We start from the raw sequence: 20344 nt of genomic DNA, 5'->3' as shown, positions 1-20344 counted from the left end.
GCAATAGATTATAAATTCAAGTTTCATCATCAGGCGGATCATTTTCATCAGGTTTGATAGCTTGTATAACATGTTGAACTATCTTTGGGTGTAATACTTTTCCCGAGTGAAAAGGAATGACAACCCTGATATTTTCTAGGCGATAGACTCTGTGACTGCCTTTACTTCTAATCTGGATAAAGCCAGCATCCAATAATAGTTTTTCCGCTTCCTTGGCATTTAGTCGCGGTAGTTTAGGCAACCTGAACCTCCAAAGTCATAGTCAGGATTTCCTTCTTTAAAAGTTCCTGTTTCTCTGAATCTGATAAAGTTTCTAGGTAAACTTCAACAGCTTCTTTGATATTTGAACTTACTTCTTCCAAAGAATCACCTTGACTTTGACAGCCTGGAAGTTCTGGAGAATAAGCGTAATAGCCATCTTCATCTTTTTCGATAATAATGTTTACTTTGTAAAACATAAAATAATCTAACTATTATGATGAGAAGTCAATCTTAACATTCTTCTTAAAATATAAGTTGTATCCCTCTTCTGTCACTTTCCGGGTATTCTGAATAAAAGAATAAAAAAATAAAACCCTGAAAGGTAAATAGGGCAATGGATGTAGAATTACAAATCTTGAAACATTTGGCAAGAGATGCTCACCCAACAGTTGCTACCATAGATGAATATTGTGCAGAGTATAAAGACCTGTTTAAAGAAGTAAGAAATTATGAATGCTTCAAATATTTACATTTGGGAATAATGTCACAAATTAAAAGAAAAACATTGCCAGAGATAGCGAAAGTTGTAAGTATAAACTCCGCACAATCATTACATCATTTTCTAGCCAATTCAGATTGGTCATTAAATAAATTAAAACAACGAAGATTAAATAAACTCAAAAAAGTACTAGATGGAAATGCGATTACAGTAGTAATAGATGAAACAGGAGATAGAAAAAAAGGTAAAAAGACCGATTATGTGGCAAGACAATATCTAGGAAGTGTGGGAAAAGTGGATAATGGGATAGTTTCAGTCAATGCCTATGGAGTTTACTCGAATATAACATTTCCTTTAACTGTAAAAGTATTCAAACCGAAAGGGACACTAAAAGCAGAGGATAAATATAAAACTAAAATAGAGTTGGCATCAGAAATTATTACTGAATTAATTGAATCAGGCTTTAATATTAAGTTAGTACTAGCAGATAGTTTATATGGTGAAAGTAGCCAATTTATTAGAAAAATAGCTGAATGTAAATTAGATTATGTCGTAGCAATAAGAAGTAATCACGGAGTCTGGCTTCCAGCAGGGCAGAGCGTTAGAGCAAATAAGTGGTGTAAATTTAACAGAACATTTAGCAATGAAAAATCAGAAACTAGATACATTAGAGAAATAATTTATGGTAAAAAAAGAGCCATAACTTACTGGGAAATAACTACTGACCCAGAAACCATGCCAGAGAATTCTACTTCTTTTGTGATGACAAATCTTCAAGGTAATCTCAAGAAAATTTTAGGAGATTTATATGGATTAAGAACCTGGGTAGAATATGGTTTCCGACAGTGTAAACAGGAACTAGGTTGGACAGATTATCGTTTCACCAATTTTCAACATATTGAGAGATGGTGGGAAATCATTTTTTGTGTTTACACTGCGGATTAGTTTAAATTCTCCAGCCTTGTTAGGCTTAAATAAATCTCGTCAAATTGAAACTGAGGTACAAGAAAATAGTGATGTTGATTTTTCTAATCATCAACAATGGAACCATGAATGCGGATGGAAGAATACTTTAAATAATCCGCGTCTCATTGCCCAACCACTCTTACTATTTTGGTTGATTTATCCCTGGATACATATTTTCCCCAATTCTAATTTATTGCTGGGATTCAATCAATTAATTAGTGAAATGAATCAATTTAAACCTTGTTATGCTTCTGGATAATTTCACTTAGTTACTACTTGCTAACGCCGGAGAGTGACAGAAGAGGGATAGATAAAACAGTAGAGATAGCGATTCCGATTACTAGGAAATCTCACTAAGCATCTTAGACATCTCCTTTGCGAACCTCTGCGCTTCCCTTTGCGAACCTCTGCGTTAAAAATAGGAAACCCATCGTAGACATCGCACTCAAATTATCTTAGATTAGGTACGATGTCTACGACGGGCTTTGCCTACGCTTTCCATAAGTAGTCCGATCAAAAATCTGAATATCCGTAATCCAGTCTTAAGTAGAATTATTTTATAACTTTCAGTGCCTTTACAACCCCATGATAAAACCCGCCGATGTCAGCACCAAACGCTTAATTAGCCTTGCACCTGATAACTGGGTAAAATGGGTAACGCAAATTCCTGATATTGTTGCTGGTGAAATTCTCAACTCAGAATTTCAGTGGATAAGTCGAGAAAGTGATGTTTTAATCCGTGTCGAAAGTCCCCAGCATGGAAAATTTCTCGTTCTTAACGAATTACAACTCCGCTATAAACCAGAAATGCCGCGCAGAATGCGTGCCTATGCAGCACTTGCAGAAGAAAAATATCATTTGCCAACGTATCCAGTACTAATTAATATCCTCAAGGCAAGTGATGCTGAAATACCGACAAGTTATGCATTAAATATTGCTGGTTTACGTGCTATTCAAGATTACCGTGTCATTAACCTGTGGGAAGTTGATGTAAACATTGCCTTTGCACAACCATTACCATCACTACTTCCATTTGTACCCATCCTCAAAGGAGGTGATAACGAGTCTACAATTCGAGATGCATTGCGAATCTTACGTGCAGATGAACAATTGAATCAACTAGAAACAGTATTAGGATTTTTTGCTACGTTTGTATTAGATAGTGCAATAGTTCAGCAAATTTTGAGGTGGGATATGGCACTTTTAGAGCAGTCGCCTTGGTATCAAGAAATTTTTAGCAAAGGAGAAGCACGCGGAGAACTGCGAGGAAGAAAAGAGGAATTATATTCAGGGATTGAATTAGCATTAGAAATTAAGTTTGGCAATCAAGGTTTAGAATTGATGCCGATAATCTCTCAAATTACGGATTTGCAGAACTTAAAAGCAATTCAGCAGGCAATTAAAACTGTAAATACAGTAAATGAATTACAGCAAATTTTGTCAACCAACTTTACATGAAACGTCAAAAACATAACCCCTCTCCGCCACCGGAAAGGGGTTAATCACTACTGAAACTCAGCACTATATTGTACAGACGCGATGAATCGCGTCTCTATTCAGCAATCTCTAATAAGCGTCTTGCAACTCGTAGAAATCAGGCGAGATATAATCCTTCCGCAAAGGCCAACCCACCCAATCTTCCGGCATCAAAATCCGCTTGAGATTTGGATGTCCTTCATAGACAATGCCCAACATATCGTAAGACTCGCGCTCTTGCCAATCTGCGGTCTTCCAAATCCAGTACACAGAAGGCACTACAGGATTTTCCCGTGGTAAGAACACCTTAACTCGAACTTCTTCAGGGCGATCGCTATTATCACCCACTTTAATCAAGTGATACACACTCACCAATTCTTGTCCCGGCCCAAGGTCAACACCAGCTTGAAACTGGAGATAATTAAATCCGTAAGCATACAACGCTGTAGCGGTGGGGAGCAAGAAACCTGGCTCCACCTTAATTATTTCTACCCCGTTCTTGTCTGGTGCTAAAAACTCATGGTCAAAGCCATTTTCCGTTAACCACTGGGAAACTTTACCGGCTTGTACCAATGACTCTTCTGGGGCTGCTACTACTGGTTTAGATTCTTCTTCAGCCACGGCTTTGTTCCTCCTTTTGTGCCTTTGCTGTCAGCAGTGCAGGTGGTATTGGCATACCGATTGCTTCTGTTAATTCCTTCGGTGGTGCAAAGCGTGTTTCTGACTGTAAATACTTACCAGTTAAGATTTCCTCTACTGGCTTCAAATTATGAGTCGTGCTGTAGTAGCGGTGGGTTTGCTTAATCTTGTCCCGCTCTCGCATCGATTCATTAGAGATTTTCTTCCGCAGCTTAATAATCGCGTCGATAATTGCTTCTGGACGAGGAGGACAACCAGGCAAGTACACATCCACAGGAATCAGTTTATCAACTCCGCGCACTGCCGTAGGGGAATCAACGCTGAACATCCCGCCCGTAATTGTGCAAGCACCCATCGCAATTACATACTTCGGCTCCGGCATTTGTTCATAAAGACGCACCAGTTGGGGAGCCATCTTCATCGTAATTGTCCCTGCCGTAATAATTAAATCGGCTTGGCGGGGGCTAGAACGGGGAATTAGACCAAAACGGTCAAAGTCAAATCGAGAGCCAATTAAAGCTGCAAACTCAATAAAGCAGCAAGCAGTACCAAACAGCAACGGCCACAAACTAGAAAGCCGCGCCCAGTCGTAGAGGTCATCAACCGTCGTCAAAATGACGTTTTCTGAAAGGTCTTGAGTGATTGTGGAACGCTCAATGGGGTTGATGATTCGCTCTTTATCCTGAGCTGTTAAGTTAGAATTCAAGACCATTCCAAAGCTCCTTTACGCCATGCGTAAACTAACGCGACTACAAGAATTGCAATAAAGACTAGCGCTTCAATAAATGCCAATAGCCCCAAACGGTGGAAAACTACCGCCCAAGGATACAAGAATACAGTCTCCACATCAAAGACAACGAAGACCAGAGCAAACATGTAGTACCGGATGTTGAACTGAATCCAGGCTCCCCCAATGGGTTCCATGCCAGATTCATAGGTGGTGTGCCGTTCTGGGCTGTAACCACTCGGTCGTAGGAGCTTGGACGCTGAGAGCGCTAAGGCAGGTACTAGGCTACAGACTATGAAGAAGCCTAGAAGGTACTCGTAACCGCTGAGGACAAACACAATGAGTATCTACCGCTATGGAGTATTTTAAGTGGGGAGTGGGGAGTAATAATTTTAGATTTTGGATTTTGGATTTTAGATTAAAGAATTGAAATTTAATCCAAAATCGTCAATCCGAAATCCAAAATTGAATTACCCAACCCCTTAATTACGTTACTTTCTTTTACATTATATCTGTTTGGTTTTTCTGAAATCTAAGAAACAGACGCACTTCACGTATTTGATTCGTTTTTGCTAGTGATAGAAAAGTCTAACGTTATGTCATAATTTTTAACGTATATTTAAGATTTATCCTCTGCGAGATTTTAGCCATGAACGAACCAGCTGTTGAGACTCCTATGTTAGACCGCTATGAGTGTCTGGCCTGCGGTTATGTTTACGAACCCGAAAAAGGAGACGACAAGCATGATATTTCTTCAGGGATATCCTTTGCAGAACTGCCGATAAATTGGCGCTGTCCAGTTTGTAGTGCTAAGAAAACTGCTTTTGCCAACATCGGCCCTGCGGGTACTGCATCCGGCTTCCAAGAAAATCTCGGTTATGGTTTTGGTGTCAATAACCTAACACCAACCCAAAAGAGTATCCTAATTTTTGGTGCTTTGGGTCTTGGCTTCTTGTTTTTTATCAGTCTCTACGGCTTACAATGACAGCCGTTATCTCGAAGATAGGTAACAGGGAGTAGGGAAAGAGATTTTCATGATTGTTTGTGTGACTAAAATCACATAGATATATTGTTTTGCCCGTTCCTTAGAGTGGACATAGCCCTTAAGGGAAAGCTTTTAGATAACCGTTACAAAAATTTAGAAACAAATAAGAAATAGTGATGCATTCAATTGTAAAAAGTTGGCAACGAATAGCTGCCTTGTTGATAGTAGTCGTCATGTGCATAGGTTGTAGCAAAATTCCCTCTGTGAGCTACAACCCGTGGAAAATCATTTCTGTACCAACAGACTCGAATTTACTAGATATTGCTTTTACTAATAACCCTCAGCATGGCTACTTAGTAGGTAGCAATGCCACTCTATTGGAAACCAATGACGGTGGTGATACCTGGAAACCAATAACACTAGAGCTTGAGGAGCAAAAGTATCGCTTTGACTCGATAAGTTTTGTTAATAAAGAAGGCTGGATTGCCGGGGAACCGGGATTGTTACTGCACACTACCGATGAAGGTAGTTCTTGGTCACGTATTCCCTTAAACGAAAAGCTACCTGGTAACCCGATCGCAATTAAGGCACTGGCAAATAACACAGCTGAGATGGCTACTGATGTCGGAGCCATATATAAAACCACAGATGGCGGCAAAAACTGGAAAGCACAGGTGGAATCAGCAGTGGGTGTGGTACGTAACTTAGAACGTTCTGCTGACGGTAAATATGTTGCAGTTTCCGCTAAGGGTAGTTTCTACTCAACTTGGGAACCAGGGCAAGATGCTTGGGTACCCCATAACCGCAATAGTTCGCGGCGGGTAGAAAACATGGGCTTTGCTGCCAATGGGCAATTGTGGTTGCTAGCTAGGGGAGGTCAAATTCAGTTTAGTGACCCAACAAAACCTGAAGAATGGCAAAAGGCACAATATCCAGAGTTATCCACCAGTTGGGGTTTACTGGATTTGGCATACCGCACACCCAATGAAATTTGGATCGGTGGCGGTAGCGGTAATTTGCTACGAAGTGCCGATGGTGGCAAAACTTGGGAAAAAGACCGTCTGGTGGAAGAAGTGGCTGCTAATTTATACAAGATTATTTTCTTAGAGCCAGATCGGGGATTTGTTATTGGCGATCGCGGCGCTTTGCTAAAATACATCCCAAACCCTGAAGCAACTTCTCCAGCAGAGGCAGCTTAGTGAGTAAGAGTAGGGAGTGCTGAGTCCTGAGTCCTGAGTACCGAGTTGGGAATCTCATTTCTTTACTCAGCACTCATTACTGGGAACGGGCTAAACGCCCCGCTACCGCTAACGGAACTGTTTTGCCCAATACCCAATTTCTGAGAATAACGTTGCAAGTTGTAACTGTTTCTAAACTTTGTAGGATAATAAACTCAATAACACTCTGTGTAAAGGTAGAGATTTAAATGTCAGGTACCACTGGAGAGCGTCCGTTTTCGGACATAATTACCAGCGTTCGTTACTGGGTGATTCACAGCATCACCATCCCAGCATTGTTTATTGCAGGTTGGCTATTTGTGCAAACTGGGCTGGCTTATGATGCTTTTGGCACACCTCGTCCCAATGAGTATTTCACACAAGCACGTCAAGAAGTGCCAATTGTGAAGAACCGTTTTGAAGCTAAAAAACAAGTTGACCAATTTATCGGAAAGTAATTTGAGATCATGACTAGCGGCAATAACATCAATCAACCAGTTACCTATCCAATTTTTACTGTTAGATGGCTGGCAGTTCATACTTTAGGTGTACCAACTGTATTCTTTTTAGGCGCGATCGCCGCAATGCAATTTACTCATCGTTAGGAGCAATTATGGTAGAAAGATCGCCTAATCCCAATAATCAGCCGGTTGAACTAAACCGGACTTCCCTATACCTGGGACTACTACTAGTTTTCGTTCTAGGGATTCTGTTTTCCAGTTACTTCTTTAACTAACTGGAACTACAATTGTTAATTTTTGTTTATTGAACGTATGTTCATTTGTTATTAAGGGAGGAAAAACCTGTGTCTGGAAGTGGGAGAATTCCCCTGTGGGTCGTCGCTACGATCGTAGGTTTAGGTATTATTACAGTCTTGGGCATTTTCTTTTATGGTGCCTATGCCGGAATCGGTTCTTCGATTTAACACTAACTTGAACCGAACACTATAAGTTAGAATTTTTCAGCATTTGTTGAGAAATCAACGTTAAAAAACCGCCTGTCTCTATGAGATAGGCGGTATTAATTTTGGTCAATAGTCTATGAAAGTATCCAAGGAAATTGATAACTTTCGCTTGTCCGAAAACTTGACCAATGATTAATGACTACATCAGTTGATATTGTCGCTTTCAATGTATAAAAATAGAAACGCGAAGGTCACAGCTGGTACAACCAAACCAACGATGGGAACGAGGATAGAAGGCAAAAAGGAAGCTGCCATAGTAAAAATTCCTGTTAGATAACACTACAATTCAAAATGAGCTTACTGCAAATCCTGCTTGATTTTTGAAATTCTTTCATATTTTTAACACAGCCGATATTGGGAGATGGGGACAAGGAGAATAACTATGCCCAATGCCTATTGCCTCTTGCCTCTTGCCTCTTGCCTCTTGCCTATTGCCTCTTGCCCCTAATATCTGAGTTACATACCCAGTAGTTCATCTAGCTCCAAATTTGGTAAGTCTGGAGGAATCACAGTCCGCACTATTGTGATTTTGTGACTCTCCTGTTGAGTTGTCGGCTCAAATGCGATCGCCTCCAAGCGAATTTCCAAACAGCCAAAGGGAATGTTTAATTGCGCCATCACTTCCAATCCTCCCAAGGCGTTAGGTAGCAAATTTCTCAGTAAATGGGGGCCATCTAGTAACCAGCGAGTTTGATAATCTTCAACCCATAACTTAACAACAACTTGCGGAGGTACTTCAGGTAGTACTACACGGACTAGGACAGACTTACCAGCGATTAGTTCGCCGTCTGGAACATGCAGTTGTGGAGTTGGCAAAGGCTCAATGGCTGCCGCAATTATCGGTAGGGAAGGAGATATATCTAACAGTGCTTGCTTTTCTGCTTCAAAAAGGTAACTCCTCGTTGCATCGGTTTCCAGTTCGCTATATGGATCATCGACAACGATTTCTTGGGCTAACCAAGCTGATGCCATATTTATTTTTATCGGAGGAGGGGGGGGCGGTAGCTGTGATAACGGAGGCGGTGAGAGTGTTGCTTCTGATACTTTTTCTATTTCCAAATCCGCTTTCTTTGCTGTGTCTGCGTCTGGCAGTATTTCCGTGTTGGCATCTAGGCTTAAGGGCAAGTTGACATCAACATTGGGAGTTTCTGCACTAAGAGAAAGTGGCATCTGCGGCGCTGGAACATAGCTATCGTAGTCTTGAGGTTGCAGCTCATTGAGGGATTCAGGTTCATAGTGTCCTTGGCTCTGCATCCACTTCCTGAGCAGAGGAGATGAGTAAAGGTTACTCATTGTAATTAATTGTGCATTAGGCTGGGCTACTACTTCAACAACAGATTCTTCCTGAGATTGTGCATTAGGCTGGGCTACTACTTCAGCAACAGATTCTTCCTGAGATTGTGCATCACCTATTACTAATTCAGGTGTATTTTCATGTTCAACTACAATTGTGTTCAACTGCGCGAAGTCTTCAGCCGCTTGAACTGCAAATGTATTTGAACCATTGTTTTTTACTTCTTCTTCTGTGTCATCTGGCACAGCTTGTAGCCTTCTCAAGTATGGAAAAGCAGTGTCGAGCATTGGGATTCGACGTTGCCTGATGACCAACTGCTCTAAATTAATGGCAGCTATAGTAGCATCCTTTTCTAGAAGTTCCTCTTGTGTAGGGGGTTCTGCAACAACATCTGTGGGAGTATTGACATTGGTTTGGACAGGAGGCAGTTTTGGTAATTGAGGCAAAGTAACTGAATTCTTGAGCTTAGATGTCCGCAGGGTGGCTTCTCGCAGAACTTGCAGGTTAATTTGTGGTGGTAAAAGTGTGTTTGGGGATGAATTGAGTATCTGAGACTCGTCTGTTTTGGGAATTTTGACTAGATTAAATAGTTTCAAATCGAGCTTAACAGTTGTCTCTGGCTCTGTGAAACCAAGAGACGAGTCCAATGGTGCAGTAGAGTCATTCAAAGATGTATTAGTTTTTGCTGCTGCTGTGATTGCCAGTAATTCTGTTACATCTGCTGTAATTATGAAGGACTGGCTGGCTAACTGGATGACTTCACCAACAGCAGCGAATCTACCATATAAACTGATATCTGCCAAAATTAACTTAGATTCGCAGTCAGCAGGAATATCAATTGAGGGATTGATAGTGAAAGGCAATTCCCGGTCTGGTAGGGGTTGCCGTACCTGGGTCAAGATTTTTGACTCTAGGGGCGATCGCAGTTCAATTAAGAGTGCGATCGCACTGAGGCTTTGTGAGGAAAATGTTTCAACCAGATAATTTGTCTTTTCCTTAAGTTCTATGTACCCATTAATTGTAAGAGCTTGTCCCCAACGAGCAATGTAGGTATCCTGATCTAAAGTTAGCGATAATAGGGGCAGTGGTTGTGTTGCTAAAGAATCTGTAACCTGTTCATCTTTGGACAGAAGTTCAGAGGTGGGTGCAGCTAATTCTATTAAATTTTGTAAAATCTGTTCTGCCGTCTCACCTTTGAGCCACACAGGACTGACAGGCTGATCAATAACATCTTCTTCAGCTTCATTTGCCACAACAGTAGTAGGGTTACTGTCTGTAGCAATTACCTGTTCTGCCAAGACAGCGATCGCCTGATCTAATCTTTCTACGTAGACGGACGTAGCCTGGCTTTTGGCAGGAAGCTCAAAGCCTTTTTTCTCTCCCCCTGCTCCCCCTGCCTCCCTCTGTGACAGTACTTGAATTTGGACGCTGTATTGCCAAGATTTACCGAGCATATCCGACATCAAATCACTGGAACAGCGCAATTCCCAAACTCCAGCTCCAAAGTAAGTAAAGGGAATTACCGCCATTAAGCCTTCTGAGTTAATGCGACGCGATCGCTTGAAAATTCGCGGCTTTGGTTGAGCTTGGTGGGTTGAAGAGTGAGTTACCCGTACTTCCACATCTATATTGGAAAGGTTAGAACGAGCCAAAACTCTATACTGTGCTTCCAAAATCTCTAAATTTGGCGATTCTAGGATATGCCACGAGCGATCGCCTTGTTTCTGTATCAGAAATTGCCAATGTTCCATTGTGAGTGATGCCCAGACCGACGAGCCGCCCAGTAATATTGTGTATTATCTTGCTTGCAAGTTTACCTCAGTAATTTGTAATTGCATTACCTAAATCGCCATCAAATTAACTCATTTTTACTTACTTAACTTCTCGCACTTTACAAACTCAGCACTCGGAACTCAGCACTCTTCATTAGAATGTCCAATTTGCAATAGACACAACATACAATAAATTAAGATTCACTTGACAACTTTGATTGAATTGCGATCGCCCCCATTTTTGCTACAAAGAGGTAGATGTGGCTCTTAAGTGTCCTGTGCGATCGCCTATGGCGGGCGCAAAGCGCCATCACAAATCACAACACTTAATCCCGCAGCACGCGCCCAACCTACCTAAAGCGGCTCTTAGAACCCCTAAACGCGTGTCTTCGCCTGAGTGAAATGATTTACAGGAGGGATTCGATGTTAGTCATTTTAATGGACGAGCAAATCCTTGCCCCTGAGCAAGTTTGCCAGTCTTGTTTACTCGCTGACCGAAGCGGTCAACCTCGTTGGCATCGGGGTAAACTGCGCTGTGGTCAAGCCATTCGGAAACTTACTCAACAGCAGCCAGACCAGTATGAGTGTATGATGGGCTTTCGCATCGCCCATATAGAATAGTTGAATTTGCCAGCAAGACCAAGCAACTGCGTTATCCTAAGCTCAAGTGACTATTGAAATTTCACCATAGGAGAACGCATAATGTCTTTGCGCGGGTCTACAACAGTTTCAGATCGGATTTTTGCTTGTTTGCCTTATTTGCTACCGATGGTCGAGGTAGTAACTTTCGGCTTTTTTTTGTTAGACCAGTTTCCTCCCCTGGCACTCGTTTTCGCACCGATTCTGATTTTATGGTCATTTTACAGACGTGTGCGCTTTGCAGGACTGATTGTTTTCTTTGCCTTATTCCTATTGGTGGTAAGAAACGAAAAAATCAGTCACTTCATTCGTTTCAACACCATGCAGGCGATCCTTCTGGACATTGTTATCTTTTTGTTTAGTATTCTGATGGATATTGTTGGACTGGTTCCCACTGGTGGTTTTGCAATCCAAACCTTATCCACAACCATTTTTCTAGGCATAGTGGGAGCAGTTGCATATTCAGTTATCCAGTCTGTGAGCGGACGTTATGCGGAAATTCCGGCGATTTCCGAGGCAGTGTACATGCAAGTGCGCTAGTAGTTAACGGGCTGCCACGGTGTTTTCCAAGCGCCCAATACCTTCAATTTCCACACGGACGCGATCGCCTCGGTGCAATGGGCCTACACCCTCTGGCGTACCTGTAAGCACCACATCACCGGGTAGTAGCGTCATAATCTGACTAATATAGGATACTAGTACATCAGGGGGAAAGACCATCTGATCGATACAGGTAGATTGTACTGGCTTGGCGTAGTCATTCACAAAAGTCTGCAATCTCGCTCCTGGATTCAATTCCCGCACAATCCAAGGCCCCAAGGGACAGAAAGTATCAAAACCTTTGGCTCGCGTCCATTGACCATCCCGTTTTTGGAAATCTCGTGCTGTTATGTCATTGGCGATAGTGTAGCCCCAAATTTTAGTTTGGGCTACCTCTGGTGTACAGTCAAAGGCGCGATCGCCAATCACTAGTGCTAACTCTCCTTCGTAATCAACTCGTTGTGACTGGGGAGGATACTTAATTTCCGTTTCAGACGGAATGATCGACGTGGGAGGCTTGAGAAAAATTAGTGGCTCAGAAGGCACTGAAGTTCCCATTTCTGCCGCATGTTCTGCATAATTCTTGCCCACCGCCACAATTTTTGAGGGAGCGCAGGGAGCCAAAATTTGGTAATTTTCTGGTGTCAAAGTTAAATCAGTGGCTTGCCCTTGTAACCAGGGTGGAGCATCTAGCACCTGGACATTGAAGGATGGTTGTAGTAAACCGTAGTAAATTTGTCCTTCTTGATTTTGAATTCGCACATAGCGCTGCGCCATAACCTTAATGAATATCCTTTTATCTGCTTTTTTGTTACTGTGAGCGGGTAGCAATCCTCAGTTAGCTATTTAGCGAACCAATTCAGCCTTGAGTCTGAAAGCGATCGCTATAGATACCCTTAAGAAAACATACCCGATGACTAGGCTGATAGCTTGATCAATTTGCTGGCGAGCGCCAAAAGCCGGATTCTTACTTGCTAAATAAATCTGGGGGTTATCTCCCGACCTAATTCTCATTAGAGATGCAAAAAAATCCAAACTTCGGCAGATTGGGCTAATGATTCAAATTTAAAACTGGTAAGATTATAGTTCCTTGTTGCTTCAGATGTTGATTAATACTAGTATTTTGAATAAAAATCTAGTATAAATTGATATAAGCAGCCATTTTTGCCCATAAGGAAACTGAAAAATATGACTACAAATTACGAGACAATGTACATCCTACGTCCTGACCTGGGAGAAGAACAGGTAGAGCAAGCAGTTACTAAATATCAGAATTTGCTTCGTGAACAAGGCGCTGAGGATATCCAAATTCAAAATCGTGGTAAGCGTCGTCTCGCTTATGAAATAAAAAAGCACCGGGACGGCATCTACATCCAGTTAAACTACGCTGCACCTGCAACTGCGATCGCTCCCTATGAACGCGCCATGCGTTTGAGTGAAGAAGTGATTCGCTATCTGACAATTAAGCAGGAACTCGAAGAGGAAAAACCCCCTAAAGTGACTGCAGCTGTAACAATCAAAGGGGCTGCGGAAGAAAGTTAATGCTCAACGCCCTTCAATAAAATTTTGTCTTTTTCTTTCTTAGTGACTTGTTTGGGAATGCTAAATTAACAAATACTTGCCAAAGGTAGTACTCCCGCAGTTATACCTAAGAGTGGACAAGATTCTGAATGGGAGCTTTAAGCTACTGTGAGCCAATCTGATACACCTAATATTCAAGTTCTATCTACGGAAGTATCGCAGCTACGCCAAGAGTTGCAACTTCGCGACCAGTTAGTGCAACAGCTATCTCAAGAACTATTCCGGCTGGTAAAGGGTAATACTAACTTTATGCCTCAGCAGCCGGAACTTGAGCGCGACCTGACTCAATTACAGGCTTTGCACGAACAACTCCAGGCTGTGGAACAACAGGTGACGTTCTACCAAGAGCAAATTACAACTCGTGACTCCGAAATGTACCAATTGCGCCAGTCAGTCCAAGAACTAACTGATCGCAATCGGATGTTAGAGCAAGTAGTACAAGAGTTGCCTCAAATTTACCGTCGTAAATTTGAGGAGAGGATAACTCCAGTCAGAGAAAAGGTAGCAATGCTACAACGGGAAAATCGCCAACTACAGGCAGAACTGCAAAGCGTGAGTTATCGATTAGCACTCAAAACCCGCAATGCCACTCATAGCGGCATTGATTTGCCAAATTTTCCCCGCCCAGCATCCGAACAAAGTAACATTTCGACTCCTCAGAATGCCTAAACTTGCCATTATGGTGGAATCGAAGAGGTAAGAAATTGCAGCTAAGTATCTTGGAGAAATCCAACTAGTACATCAAGCTCAAAATAACTATGCAGTTAGAAATAACGCATAGGCTGATGTTCTATCCTTTCTTACCTCCTACTTCTTTGTACTAGTTGCGTGGGACACAAAGCAATTAGCTTAGAGTAATTTGAAAAGCCCGCCTTTAAAAGGCTGGAAAGTGTGAAAAATGCAAATATTGTTTGACTCCACCTTCCTTGTACACGCAGAGCTATTAGTCAGCCTGTAACACCAGATTGTTATCTTTGACGGGGGTAAAAATGTCTTCGTAAGTGTGAAAAATTTCAAACACTGAATCTAGTTGGGTGAGTTCCAAAATTAACCGTACAGGAACTTGCACGTTGCATAAAACCAAGCGGCAACCACTCTGACGTGCGGCTTTCAATCCTTTTACTAAAGGGACTAGCCCAGAACTGTCCATGAAATTCACTTCTGCAAGGTCGATAATCCAGAGTTGATCTGCTTGGGGAACGACTCCAGCCATCTGTTTGCTCAAAGCCATACCGCCTTCCAAATCTATGCTTGCTTGGGGTTTGAACAAAATTACTTGAAGTTCTTGTGTGAGAGTCATGAATTTAAGAGGGTAGTTTGAACACTTGACAAAAATCGCAAAATGACATCAATACCTATTCTTTTTCAACGACAAAATAACTGTTTTACCTATATATTATATTTGGGCAATTGCAGCCGTGCAGTTGAGAGACTTTGTTTCAGTATTGATGCCGTATAATTTATCATAACTTTCACTAATATATGCATAAGCGCCTAATAATTTCGGTATTAATCGTATCTTTTACAAGATTTTCATAATTTAACTGGAGTTTATAAATTTTATAAACTTTTTCTTATTTATTTTCAATAAATAAGATTTTGTGATAAAAAATTCTAAAAATTGTGTAGTTAATAGTCAAAATACAATAGTTACCATAGACTAGAGGCTATGGAATATTCAGAATTAAAGTAATGACTTAATGACTCCACGTAAGCGGTTTGATTGACACCCCGCCCAAAAACAAGCAAAGATATAGTAAAAGTAAAAATTTGTAAAGATGGCGGTGCGGGATGTCTTTAGAGCTGATTTCACTAGAAAACATCCAGGAAGTCGCCCACAGGTATGGCTATTGGGCAGTTTTTTTGGGAATTTTATTAGAAAATTTAGGTCTTCCGATTCCTGGTGAAACCGTGACCTTAGTGGGTGGGTTTCTATCTGGTAGCAATGAACTGAATTTCTGGCTGGTTCTCAGTGATGCAATTATGGGTGCTGTAATTGGCGGCACTTGTGGCTATTGGATTGGTAGGGTTAGCGGTTGGCCTTTTCTGGTAAAAGTTGGTAGTATATTTCGGATTTCTGAAATCCGACTGCTGAACATTAAAGAAAAATTTAGTCAAAATGCTGCTAAAACGGTATTTTTTGGGCGTTTTCTGGCATTGTTCCGAGTTTTTGCCGCACCGCTAGCTGGTATAGTCGAAATGCCCTTCGGAAAATTCTTTTTATACAACTTGTTGGGAGCAATTGCTTGGGCTAGTTTGATGGTGACATTAGCTTTCTTTGCTGGCAAAATTATCTCTCTAGAACAATTGGTTGCTTGGGTGGGTAAATTTGCGATCGCAGCGTTGCTGATCATGACTGGCTTAATTGTTGTACCCCTGTGGTTGGAGTCTCGCCAAATCAAGGAAACGAGTGGTGAGGAGTAGAGACGCGATTAATCGCGTCTGTTTGTATTTTGCTTTCTAACTCCTAACCTTTGGTTAACTGCGACCAAATGCGAGTTGGTAATCCCCAAACGTAGATAAAGCCTTCAGCAGCTTTGTGGTCAAATTTGTCTTCGGCTCCGTAGGTTGCCAAATCGGGAGTGTAGAGGGAATTATCGCTCCAACGCCCAACTGTCGTAGAGTTGCCCTTGAACAACTTGACTCGCACAGTTCCAGAGACTCGCTCTTGCGTCTTTTGAATAAAGGCATCAAGTGCAACTTTGAGTGGGCTGTACCACAAACCGTTGTAAACGATTTGGCTGTAAGTTTCTTCAATGCCACGTTTGTAATGGGTGACATCTGCCGTTAAAGTCAAGCTTTCTAAATCCCTATGTGCCTGAATTAGAACTAGCATCGCGGGTGATTCGTATATCTCCCGCGATTTGATACCCACCAGACGATTTTCGATCATGTCGATCCGTCCAATGCCGTGATTTCCTACCACTTGATTGAGTTGTTCAATTAGCTCAACTGGCTTTTTGGCGATACCGTTGAGAGTTGTGGGAACACCACCGTAGAAACCAATTTCGATGTACTCTGGCTCGTTGGGAGTGTCAGCGATCGCTTTGATCATCTCATAAATTTCTTCTGGTGGCTCGAATGACGGATCTTCGAGTAAACCAGCTTCAATGCTACGACCAAGCAAATTCTTGTCAATGCTGTAGGGAGAGGATTTTTTTACTGGTGAGGGGATACCAAAGTCTTCCCCATAGGCGATGGTTTCCTCTCGGCTCATCCCCCATTCTCTGGCTGGTGCGAGGATCTTCAGGTTGGGGTTTAGGGCGGTAACAGAGACATCAAAGCGAACCTGATCGTTACCCTTACCAGTGCAACCGTGAGCGATCGCATCAGCACCATATTTTTCAGCTGTTTCTACTAATACCTTGGCAATAAGTGGACGAGCAAGGGCAGTTCCGAGAGGATAACGATTTTCATAGAGGGCGTTGGCTTGAATCGCTCCAAAGGCGTAATCTTTAACGAAACTGTCTTTGACATCTGCCACAAGGGATTCACTTGCACCCGATTTTAAAGCTTTTTCTCGAATTGGCTCTAATTCATCTCCCTGACCTAAATCTGCTGCTAAAGTAATCACCTCTTCTACACCCCACTCCTGCTTGAGGTAGGGGATGCAAACTGAGGTATCTACTCCGCCAGAATATGCCAGGACAACCTTTTTGGCGCGACCCATTAATTTCTCCAGTTAGGAAAACAAAGAATGAGTCATTATTATATCTAAACTAATCCATGTATATTTTATTCATACAACAACCTATAGGTTAATTAACTGCAAACCCAGACATTACAGTTAAGTCTCGTCTCAATACAGTTCGGTTAACGTGTTTATTCCTCGAAGATCCCCCCAACCCCCCTTAAAAAGCCTTGCTCATATCTCTTTTACCCCCTTTCTAAGGGGGTCGCCACAGGCGGGGGGATCAAGTCTTATCCGAACCCTGTTATTCTTGATAAGTTGGCTTAAGCTTTTGTGCTTGATAGTCTAGAAGATGCTATCTTTTTACTCAAGAACAAACTCAACCCGACCACAGACAATCCAAGCATCAAACTTGGCTCTGGAACACTTCTGTAAGTGTAAGTGACGGTCTGAACACCAGCATCAGTGGAATCATTCAGATCGATAAAATTTTCTCCGTAGACATTAAAACTACCGGGTGTAAAAGATAAACCCAATCCCGCTTCGTTCAAAATAGTTCCCGAAAAGTCGGTAAAAACTGACGCTAAAGAATCATCTGCTTCAGTGTAGGATTGGCCACCGTAGGTAGCAAAAATCTTTAAACCTTCGGCGATCGTTACTTGTTGATCGTCTGCTGCTGCTGCTTGGTCGAACGAAAAAGTGCCTGTGAGAGTTTTATTTTCGTTGGAGAAATCATAAATCAGGTTTGCAGCTTGGGCAGGAATAGTTTCCCCTAACGAAAAAATCAGAGCAGTTCCTACCGTTACAGCTGCTAACTTCTTGAAGATGGAGTCAGTCATTTTTTTCCTCTAATTAATAACAGGTGCAAAAATACCGCAATAGGTTTATGAGACAGAGACGCGATCGCACACGTCTCTGCAACACAAAGCTTTTCAGTCGGTGTTCAGTGAAGCGGTGGATTCAATTTACGGAGTTGCGATCGCAGTTTTCATAGCTTGGAAGATATGACTTTGGTCAACCACACCCCGAACACCAGGCACACTGTAAGTACCAGAGCTATCTTTAATCTGATAGCCTTGTCCGAAAGATCGGGTCAGAGTTGATGCGTAAGCACCCTGGTAGTAAACAGGTACAACCCGGCGGCTATGGCTACCCCAGAGGTACTTGTAATTTGGATCAGACCCCCAGAAGTGACCAGCATCCGTAGGATTGTGTTTTACGAAAGTGATGTCCTTGGCGTTATATTTCAAGCCTCTAGCTTGATTAGGGTCAGGATTGGGAGTTAACTTTGAGGCAAAGCCATTATTCAAGGTTAGGTAGTGGTCATGGTCAGCAGTAACAAGCACTAGGTTCTTGCTCCAACCACCATGATTGTTGACCCAAGTAGTAACCTCTTGAACTGCCTTATCAAAATCATTCATGGCTCCGATCAGGTTATCCATGTTGTTATCATGAGCAGCCCAGTCGATGTCACCTCCCTCAACCATCAGCCAGAAACCATCTTTGTCTTTACCTAGAACGGTTAGAGCTGCTTTGGTCAAATCTGCTAAAGTTGGATTTTCGTTAATTTCTTTAGCGATAAAGCTGGCATCGGTTTCACCAGGAGCCAAAGGACGGACAGTATCAGGTGCAGGAACATTAGGAGCGATGGGATTACCTGCTGCATCAATGACAGGAACACAATCCCCAATGCTACCAGGAATTATCTTACCTGATGGACAGGTAGCCGGAGTTCCAGCCTTGACAACGGAGCTATAGAGGGAGAAGTTGCTTAAACCTGTCAGACTATAGTCTCCTTTAGAAGAGCTGGTAGGAATGTTGCCATCTTGTCCACGGGCACCATACAGACCAAATAATCTGCCTCCCTTGTTGGGGTCGATTTTAGCAGCCGTGTTTAGCAACGCCTGAGTTGCATTAGGGCCACGTTCTATAAAGGTATAACCGTAACGATTGGATGTCGGGTTATTCTTCAAATGCTTGTAAGTGTCTTCTGTAATATAGGTATATTTGAAGACGCCATCGGCTGTACTTGTACTTTCCCGATTTTCAAAATCTTTGGGATGACCGCCACCCAACAAAACATTAGGCTTAAAGTTCAGCAATGTCTGTTGCAAAATGCTGTCTTGGTTGCTCTTGCTGGGGTCGTAAATACTGTCGTACTTGCTACGACGATTTACGAAAGAAGCAGCAGCTCCAGGTGTTGCGTGACTAACAGGTACGGATGTTACCAAGCCTGTAGACTTATTATTTTCCTTGGCAATTTCCAGGATGGTTTTCAACTTCTTCTCGTAGATGTCTACCCCCATCGCGTTGTTAAAGCTCTTTACTCCTGTATAAAGAGTTGTAGCGGTGTTAGCAGAATCGGGATAACTGTACTTAATGTAATCTTTGTCATAAGTACCAGCATTAGCGGGGGTCAAAGGAATCCAGGGAACAGGGCCACCCTTACTGATGTCATAACCTGCCAGATTACCGTCTGCCAGACTATTACCATCAAATCTGTTGCCGGGATTAAAAGGAGTAGGCTGGAATGAAAAGTTGGGACGAACAGGACTTGCACCTGTGAGTGGATTAGAATTATCTAGAGCAGAGTTACCTGTTAAATGGGGCTGGTTTGTTGGGTTGGCTGGTGTATTTCCCTGAATAGTTGTGCCGTAAGTGGTCACTAATCCATATCCAGTTAGCTTTTGGAAGCTTAGACCTGAGCCTTTACCACTTGTATAAAAAGGAGCGCCTTTGGCAACGGCTGCGGCTCGCGCCATCTCCCAACCCATACCATCGCCAATCATGATAATTACGTTAATCCCATTACCAGCAGCCAGGCTCGGCTTAATAACAGAATTACCAAATACCAGCAGAACGGTACAGATAAAGCCAGCCATAATTAAGGCTAGCGATCGCTTGTACTTCCCCAAAAATGAAATCATTGCAGTGTGCCTTAAAGTTAATTGAGCAAGTTTTAGTGGTTAATTTTGGTAAAAATTTGGTTCTAGATGAGTAGCACCAAAGTCTGAGTATGTAGTAGTCACATTTAGCTGAGTAGAAGCTGGGACATAACTTTGGCTAGAGGCGGTTGCTGGCTGTTGATTTGATGTTCCCAAGAACAACAAAACTGACAGAAGCAGACCAGATATAAACCAAGCCAACGAGCTTTTGTACTGTTTTAGTAATGAAATCATTTTGGATTTTGGGATAAAAGTCATGATCAGAAAA

At 42.2% G+C, this 20344-nt stretch carries 26 protein-coding genes and 1 pseudogene; 13 read left to right on the top strand and 14 right to left on the bottom strand.

Annotated elements, in window-relative coordinates; genetic code table 11:
• Nucleotides 1-16: 16 nt before the first annotated feature.
• Both F8S12_RS18380 and F8S12_RS18375 read right to left on the bottom strand, forming a co-directional pair.
• On the bottom strand, nt 17-241 hold the full coding sequence (locus tag F8S12_RS18380; RefSeq protein ID WP_196517569.1) for a type II toxin-antitoxin system HicA family toxin: 225 nt from the start codon (nt 239-241) through the stop codon (nt 17-19).
• Nucleotides 234-458 (bottom strand): type II toxin-antitoxin system HicB family antitoxin, encoded by a 225-nt coding sequence (locus F8S12_RS18375; RefSeq protein WP_196517568.1) that lies wholly within the window; start codon nt 456-458, stop codon nt 234-236. The genes F8S12_RS18380 and F8S12_RS18375 overlap by 8 nt, the downstream gene beginning before the upstream one ends.
• Before the next feature lie 137 nt (nt 459-595).
• Here F8S12_RS18375 and F8S12_RS18370 point away from each other — a divergent pair.
• Both F8S12_RS18370 and F8S12_RS18365 read left to right on the top strand, forming a co-directional pair.
• A pseudogene (locus F8S12_RS18370) lies at nt 596-1925 on the top strand (IS701 family transposase).
• A 326-nt stretch (nt 1926-2251) separates the two neighbouring features.
• A complete protein-coding gene (locus F8S12_RS18365; RefSeq protein ID WP_196517567.1) occupies nt 2252-3124 on the top strand; it encodes an Rpn family recombination-promoting nuclease/putative transposase in 873 nt (290 codons plus the stop codon).
• 108 nt (nt 3125-3232) lie between these two features.
• Here the strand turns inward: F8S12_RS18365 and F8S12_RS18360 are convergent, their stop codons facing one another.
• Genes F8S12_RS18360 through ndhC form a run of 3 tightly spaced genes read right to left on the bottom strand, consistent with a single transcriptional unit; the run spans nt 3233 to nt 4846 of the window.
• On the bottom strand, nt 3233-3763 hold the full coding sequence (locus tag F8S12_RS18360; RefSeq protein WP_196517566.1) for an NAD(P)H-quinone oxidoreductase subunit J: 531 nt from the start codon (nt 3761-3763) through the stop codon (nt 3233-3235).
• Nucleotides 3756-4493: a photosynthetic/respiratory NAD(P)H-quinone oxidoreductase subunit K gene (gene ndhK, locus F8S12_RS18355; RefSeq protein WP_196517565.1), complete on the bottom strand. Its 738-nt coding sequence runs from the start codon at nt 4491-4493 to the stop codon at nt 3756-3758. The genes F8S12_RS18360 and ndhK overlap by 8 nt, the downstream gene beginning before the upstream one ends.
• The gene (gene ndhC, locus F8S12_RS18350; RefSeq protein WP_196517564.1) at nt 4484-4846 is read right to left on the bottom strand and encodes a photosynthetic/respiratory NAD(P)H-quinone oxidoreductase subunit C; all 363 of its coding nucleotides are present in this window, start codon (nt 4844-4846) and stop codon (nt 4484-4486) included. Before ndhC ends, ndhK begins: the two co-directional genes overlap by 10 nt.
• Before the next feature lie 311 nt (nt 4847-5157).
• On the opposite strand from ndhC, the gene F8S12_RS18345 reads away from it, so the two are divergent.
• From F8S12_RS18345 to F8S12_RS18320, 6 genes are all read left to right on the top strand, one after another.
• On the top strand, nt 5158-5493 hold the full coding sequence (locus F8S12_RS18345) for a rubredoxin (RefSeq protein WP_196517563.1): 336 nt from the start codon (nt 5158-5160) through the stop codon (nt 5491-5493).
• Between the two features lie 176 nt (nt 5494-5669).
• Nucleotides 5670-6692, top strand: a complete 1023-nt coding sequence (locus tag F8S12_RS18340; RefSeq protein ID WP_196517562.1) for a photosynthesis system II assembly factor Ycf48 — start codon at nt 5670-5672, stop codon at nt 6690-6692.
• A gap of 227 nt (nt 6693-6919) precedes the next feature.
• On the top strand, nt 6920-7168 hold the full coding sequence (gene psbE / locus F8S12_RS18335; RefSeq protein WP_196517561.1) for a cytochrome b559 subunit alpha: 249 nt from the start codon (nt 6920-6922) through the stop codon (nt 7166-7168).
• A 9-nt stretch (nt 7169-7177) separates the two neighbouring features.
• On the top strand, nt 7178-7315 hold the full coding sequence (psbF, locus tag F8S12_RS18330; protein ID WP_196517560.1) for a cytochrome b559 subunit beta: 138 nt from the start codon (nt 7178-7180) through the stop codon (nt 7313-7315).
• A gap of 8 nt (nt 7316-7323) precedes the next feature.
• Nucleotides 7324-7446 carry a photosystem II reaction center protein L gene (locus F8S12_RS18325; protein WP_012411802.1) on the top strand — a complete coding sequence of 41 codons (123 nt, stop codon included), beginning with the start codon at nt 7324-7326 and terminating at the stop codon, nt 7444-7446.
• Between the two features lie 69 nt (nt 7447-7515).
• Complete coding sequence (locus F8S12_RS18320; protein WP_196517559.1) at nt 7516-7635, top strand: photosystem II reaction center protein J; 120 nt, start codon at nt 7516-7518, stop codon at nt 7633-7635.
• 183 nt (nt 7636-7818) lie between these two features.
• Here F8S12_RS18320 and F8S12_RS18315 read toward each other — a convergent pair whose 3' ends face one another.
• Both F8S12_RS18315 and F8S12_RS18310 read right to left on the bottom strand, forming a co-directional pair.
• Entirely contained in the window at nt 7819-7929 is a 111-nt protein-coding gene (locus F8S12_RS18315) for a photosystem I reaction center subunit VIII (RefSeq protein WP_196517558.1), read from the bottom strand.
• A 201-nt stretch (nt 7930-8130) separates the two neighbouring features.
• Entirely contained in the window at nt 8131-10719 is a 2589-nt protein-coding gene (locus F8S12_RS18310; RefSeq protein WP_196517557.1) for a hypothetical protein, read from the bottom strand.
• A gap of 444 nt (nt 10720-11163) precedes the next feature.
• Between F8S12_RS18310 and F8S12_RS18305 the strand changes: the two genes are divergently transcribed.
• Together F8S12_RS18305 and F8S12_RS18300 are read left to right on the top strand one after the other, a co-directional pair.
• Nucleotides 11164-11361: a hypothetical protein gene (locus F8S12_RS18305; RefSeq protein ID WP_196517556.1), complete on the top strand. Its 198-nt coding sequence runs from the start codon at nt 11164-11166 to the stop codon at nt 11359-11361.
• A gap of 81 nt (nt 11362-11442) precedes the next feature.
• Entirely contained in the window at nt 11443-11919 is a 477-nt protein-coding gene (locus tag F8S12_RS18300) for a Tic20 family protein (RefSeq protein WP_196517555.1), read from the top strand.
• A 3-nt stretch (nt 11920-11922) separates the two neighbouring features.
• On the opposite strand, the gene F8S12_RS18295 is transcribed toward F8S12_RS18300, so the two are convergent.
• Nucleotides 11923-12696: a fumarylacetoacetate hydrolase family protein gene (locus tag F8S12_RS18295; protein ID WP_196517554.1), complete on the bottom strand. Its 774-nt coding sequence runs from the start codon at nt 12694-12696 to the stop codon at nt 11923-11925.
• A 69-nt stretch (nt 12697-12765) separates the two neighbouring features.
• Nucleotides 12766-12933, bottom strand: coding sequence for a hypothetical protein (locus tag F8S12_RS18290; RefSeq protein ID WP_196517553.1), 168 nt, complete (start codon nt 12931-12933; stop codon nt 12766-12768).
• A gap of 174 nt (nt 12934-13107) precedes the next feature.
• On the opposite strand from F8S12_RS18290, the gene rpsF reads away from it, so the two are divergent.
• Entirely contained in the window at nt 13108-13461 is a 354-nt protein-coding gene (gene rpsF / locus F8S12_RS18285; protein WP_196517552.1) for a 30S ribosomal protein S6, read from the top strand.
• A gap of 147 nt (nt 13462-13608) precedes the next feature.
• Complete coding sequence (locus tag F8S12_RS18280; RefSeq protein WP_196517551.1) at nt 13609-14169, top strand: Npun_F5560 family protein; 561 nt, start codon at nt 13609-13611, stop codon at nt 14167-14169.
• Nucleotides 14170-14443: 274 nt separating this feature from the next.
• Here F8S12_RS18280 and F8S12_RS18275 read toward each other — a convergent pair whose 3' ends face one another.
• Nucleotides 14444-14800: an STAS domain-containing protein gene (locus tag F8S12_RS18275; protein WP_196517550.1), complete on the bottom strand. Its 357-nt coding sequence runs from the start codon at nt 14798-14800 to the stop codon at nt 14444-14446.
• Nucleotides 14801-15291: 491 nt separating this feature from the next.
• Here F8S12_RS18275 and F8S12_RS18270 point away from each other — a divergent pair, with 491 nt between their 5' ends.
• Nucleotides 15292-15924, top strand: coding sequence for a DedA family protein (locus F8S12_RS18270; protein ID WP_196517549.1), 633 nt, complete (start codon nt 15292-15294; stop codon nt 15922-15924).
• Nucleotides 15925-15967: 43 nt separating this feature from the next.
• On the opposite strand, the gene F8S12_RS18265 is transcribed toward F8S12_RS18270, so the two are convergent.
• The 4 genes from F8S12_RS18265 to F8S12_RS18250 form a co-directional block, all read right to left on the bottom strand.
• Complete coding sequence (locus F8S12_RS18265) at nt 15968-17170, bottom strand: argininosuccinate synthase (RefSeq protein ID WP_196517548.1); 1203 nt, start codon at nt 17168-17170, stop codon at nt 15968-15970.
• Between the two features lie 284 nt (nt 17171-17454).
• Entirely contained in the window at nt 17455-17970 is a 516-nt protein-coding gene (locus tag F8S12_RS18260) for a PEP-CTERM sorting domain-containing protein (protein ID WP_196517547.1), read from the bottom strand.
• Between the two features lie 126 nt (nt 17971-18096).
• Entirely contained in the window at nt 18097-20058 is a 1962-nt protein-coding gene (locus F8S12_RS18255) for an alkaline phosphatase (protein WP_196517546.1), read from the bottom strand.
• 39 nt (nt 20059-20097) lie between these two features.
• Complete coding sequence (locus tag F8S12_RS18250; RefSeq protein WP_196517545.1) at nt 20098-20310, bottom strand: hypothetical protein; 213 nt, start codon at nt 20308-20310, stop codon at nt 20098-20100.
• Between the last annotated feature and the right edge of the window lie 34 nt (nt 20311-20344).

The organism is Nostoc sp. WHI (assembly GCF_015714725.1).
In the GTDB taxonomy this organism is placed as follows: Bacteria; Cyanobacteriota; Cyanobacteriia; order Cyanobacteriales; family Nostocaceae; genus Nostoc.
The sequence above is the reverse complement of the archived record's forward strand: the minus strand, read 5'-3'. Positions and strand labels throughout refer to the sequence as shown.

What these genes read in the sequence shown, in the direction of transcription:
- F8S12_RS18310 (WP_196517557.1), bottom strand. Translation starts at nt 10,719, where the DNA reads ATGGAACATTGGCAATTTCTGATACAGAAACAAGGCGATCGCTCGTGG.
- F8S12_RS18290 (WP_196517553.1), bottom strand. Translation starts at nt 12,933, where the DNA reads ATGAGAATTAGGTCGGGAGATAACCCCCAGATTTATTTAGCAAGTAAG.
- F8S12_RS18375 (WP_196517568.1), bottom strand. Translation starts at nt 458, where the DNA reads ATGTTTTACAAAGTAAACATTATTATCGAAAAAGATGAAGATGGCTAT.
- F8S12_RS18295 (WP_196517554.1), bottom strand. Translation starts at nt 12,696, where the DNA reads ATGGCGCAGCGCTATGTGCGAATTCAAAATCAAGAAGGACAAATTTAC.
- F8S12_RS18260 (WP_196517547.1), bottom strand. Translation starts at nt 17,970, where the DNA reads ATGACTGACTCCATCTTCAAGAAGTTAGCAGCTGTAACGGTAGGAACT.
- psbE (WP_196517561.1), top strand. Translation starts at nt 6,920, where the DNA reads ATGTCAGGTACCACTGGAGAGCGTCCGTTTTCGGACATAATTACCAGC.
- F8S12_RS18325 (WP_012411802.1), top strand. Translation starts at nt 7,324, where the DNA reads ATGGTAGAAAGATCGCCTAATCCCAATAATCAGCCGGTTGAACTAAAC.
- F8S12_RS18275 (WP_196517550.1), bottom strand. Translation starts at nt 14,800, where the DNA reads ATGACTCTCACACAAGAACTTCAAGTAATTTTGTTCAAACCCCAAGCA.
- F8S12_RS18305 (WP_196517556.1), top strand. Translation starts at nt 11,164, where the DNA reads ATGTTAGTCATTTTAATGGACGAGCAAATCCTTGCCCCTGAGCAAGTT.
- ndhK (WP_196517565.1), bottom strand. Translation starts at nt 4,493, where the DNA reads ATGGTCTTGAATTCTAACTTAACAGCTCAGGATAAAGAGCGAATCATC.
- F8S12_RS18300 (WP_196517555.1), top strand. Translation starts at nt 11,443, where the DNA reads ATGTCTTTGCGCGGGTCTACAACAGTTTCAGATCGGATTTTTGCTTGT.
- F8S12_RS18340 (WP_196517562.1), top strand. Translation starts at nt 5,670, where the DNA reads ATGCATTCAATTGTAAAAAGTTGGCAACGAATAGCTGCCTTGTTGATA.
- F8S12_RS18365 (WP_196517567.1), top strand. Translation starts at nt 2,252, where the DNA reads ATGATAAAACCCGCCGATGTCAGCACCAAACGCTTAATTAGCCTTGCA.
- F8S12_RS18265 (WP_196517548.1), bottom strand. Translation starts at nt 17,170, where the DNA reads ATGGGTCGCGCCAAAAAGGTTGTCCTGGCATATTCTGGCGGAGTAGAT.
- F8S12_RS18270 (WP_196517549.1), top strand. Translation starts at nt 15,292, where the DNA reads ATGTCTTTAGAGCTGATTTCACTAGAAAACATCCAGGAAGTCGCCCAC.
- rpsF (WP_196517552.1), top strand. Translation starts at nt 13,108, where the DNA reads ATGACTACAAATTACGAGACAATGTACATCCTACGTCCTGACCTGGGA.
- F8S12_RS18250 (WP_196517545.1), bottom strand. Translation starts at nt 20,310, where the DNA reads ATGATTTCATTACTAAAACAGTACAAAAGCTCGTTGGCTTGGTTTATA.
- psbF (WP_196517560.1), top strand. Translation starts at nt 7,178, where the DNA reads ATGACTAGCGGCAATAACATCAATCAACCAGTTACCTATCCAATTTTT.
- F8S12_RS18345 (WP_196517563.1), top strand. Translation starts at nt 5,158, where the DNA reads ATGAACGAACCAGCTGTTGAGACTCCTATGTTAGACCGCTATGAGTGT.
- F8S12_RS18255 (WP_196517546.1), bottom strand. Translation starts at nt 20,058, where the DNA reads ATGATTTCATTTTTGGGGAAGTACAAGCGATCGCTAGCCTTAATTATG.
- F8S12_RS18315 (WP_196517558.1), bottom strand. Translation starts at nt 7,929, where the DNA reads ATGGCAGCTTCCTTTTTGCCTTCTATCCTCGTTCCCATCGTTGGTTTG.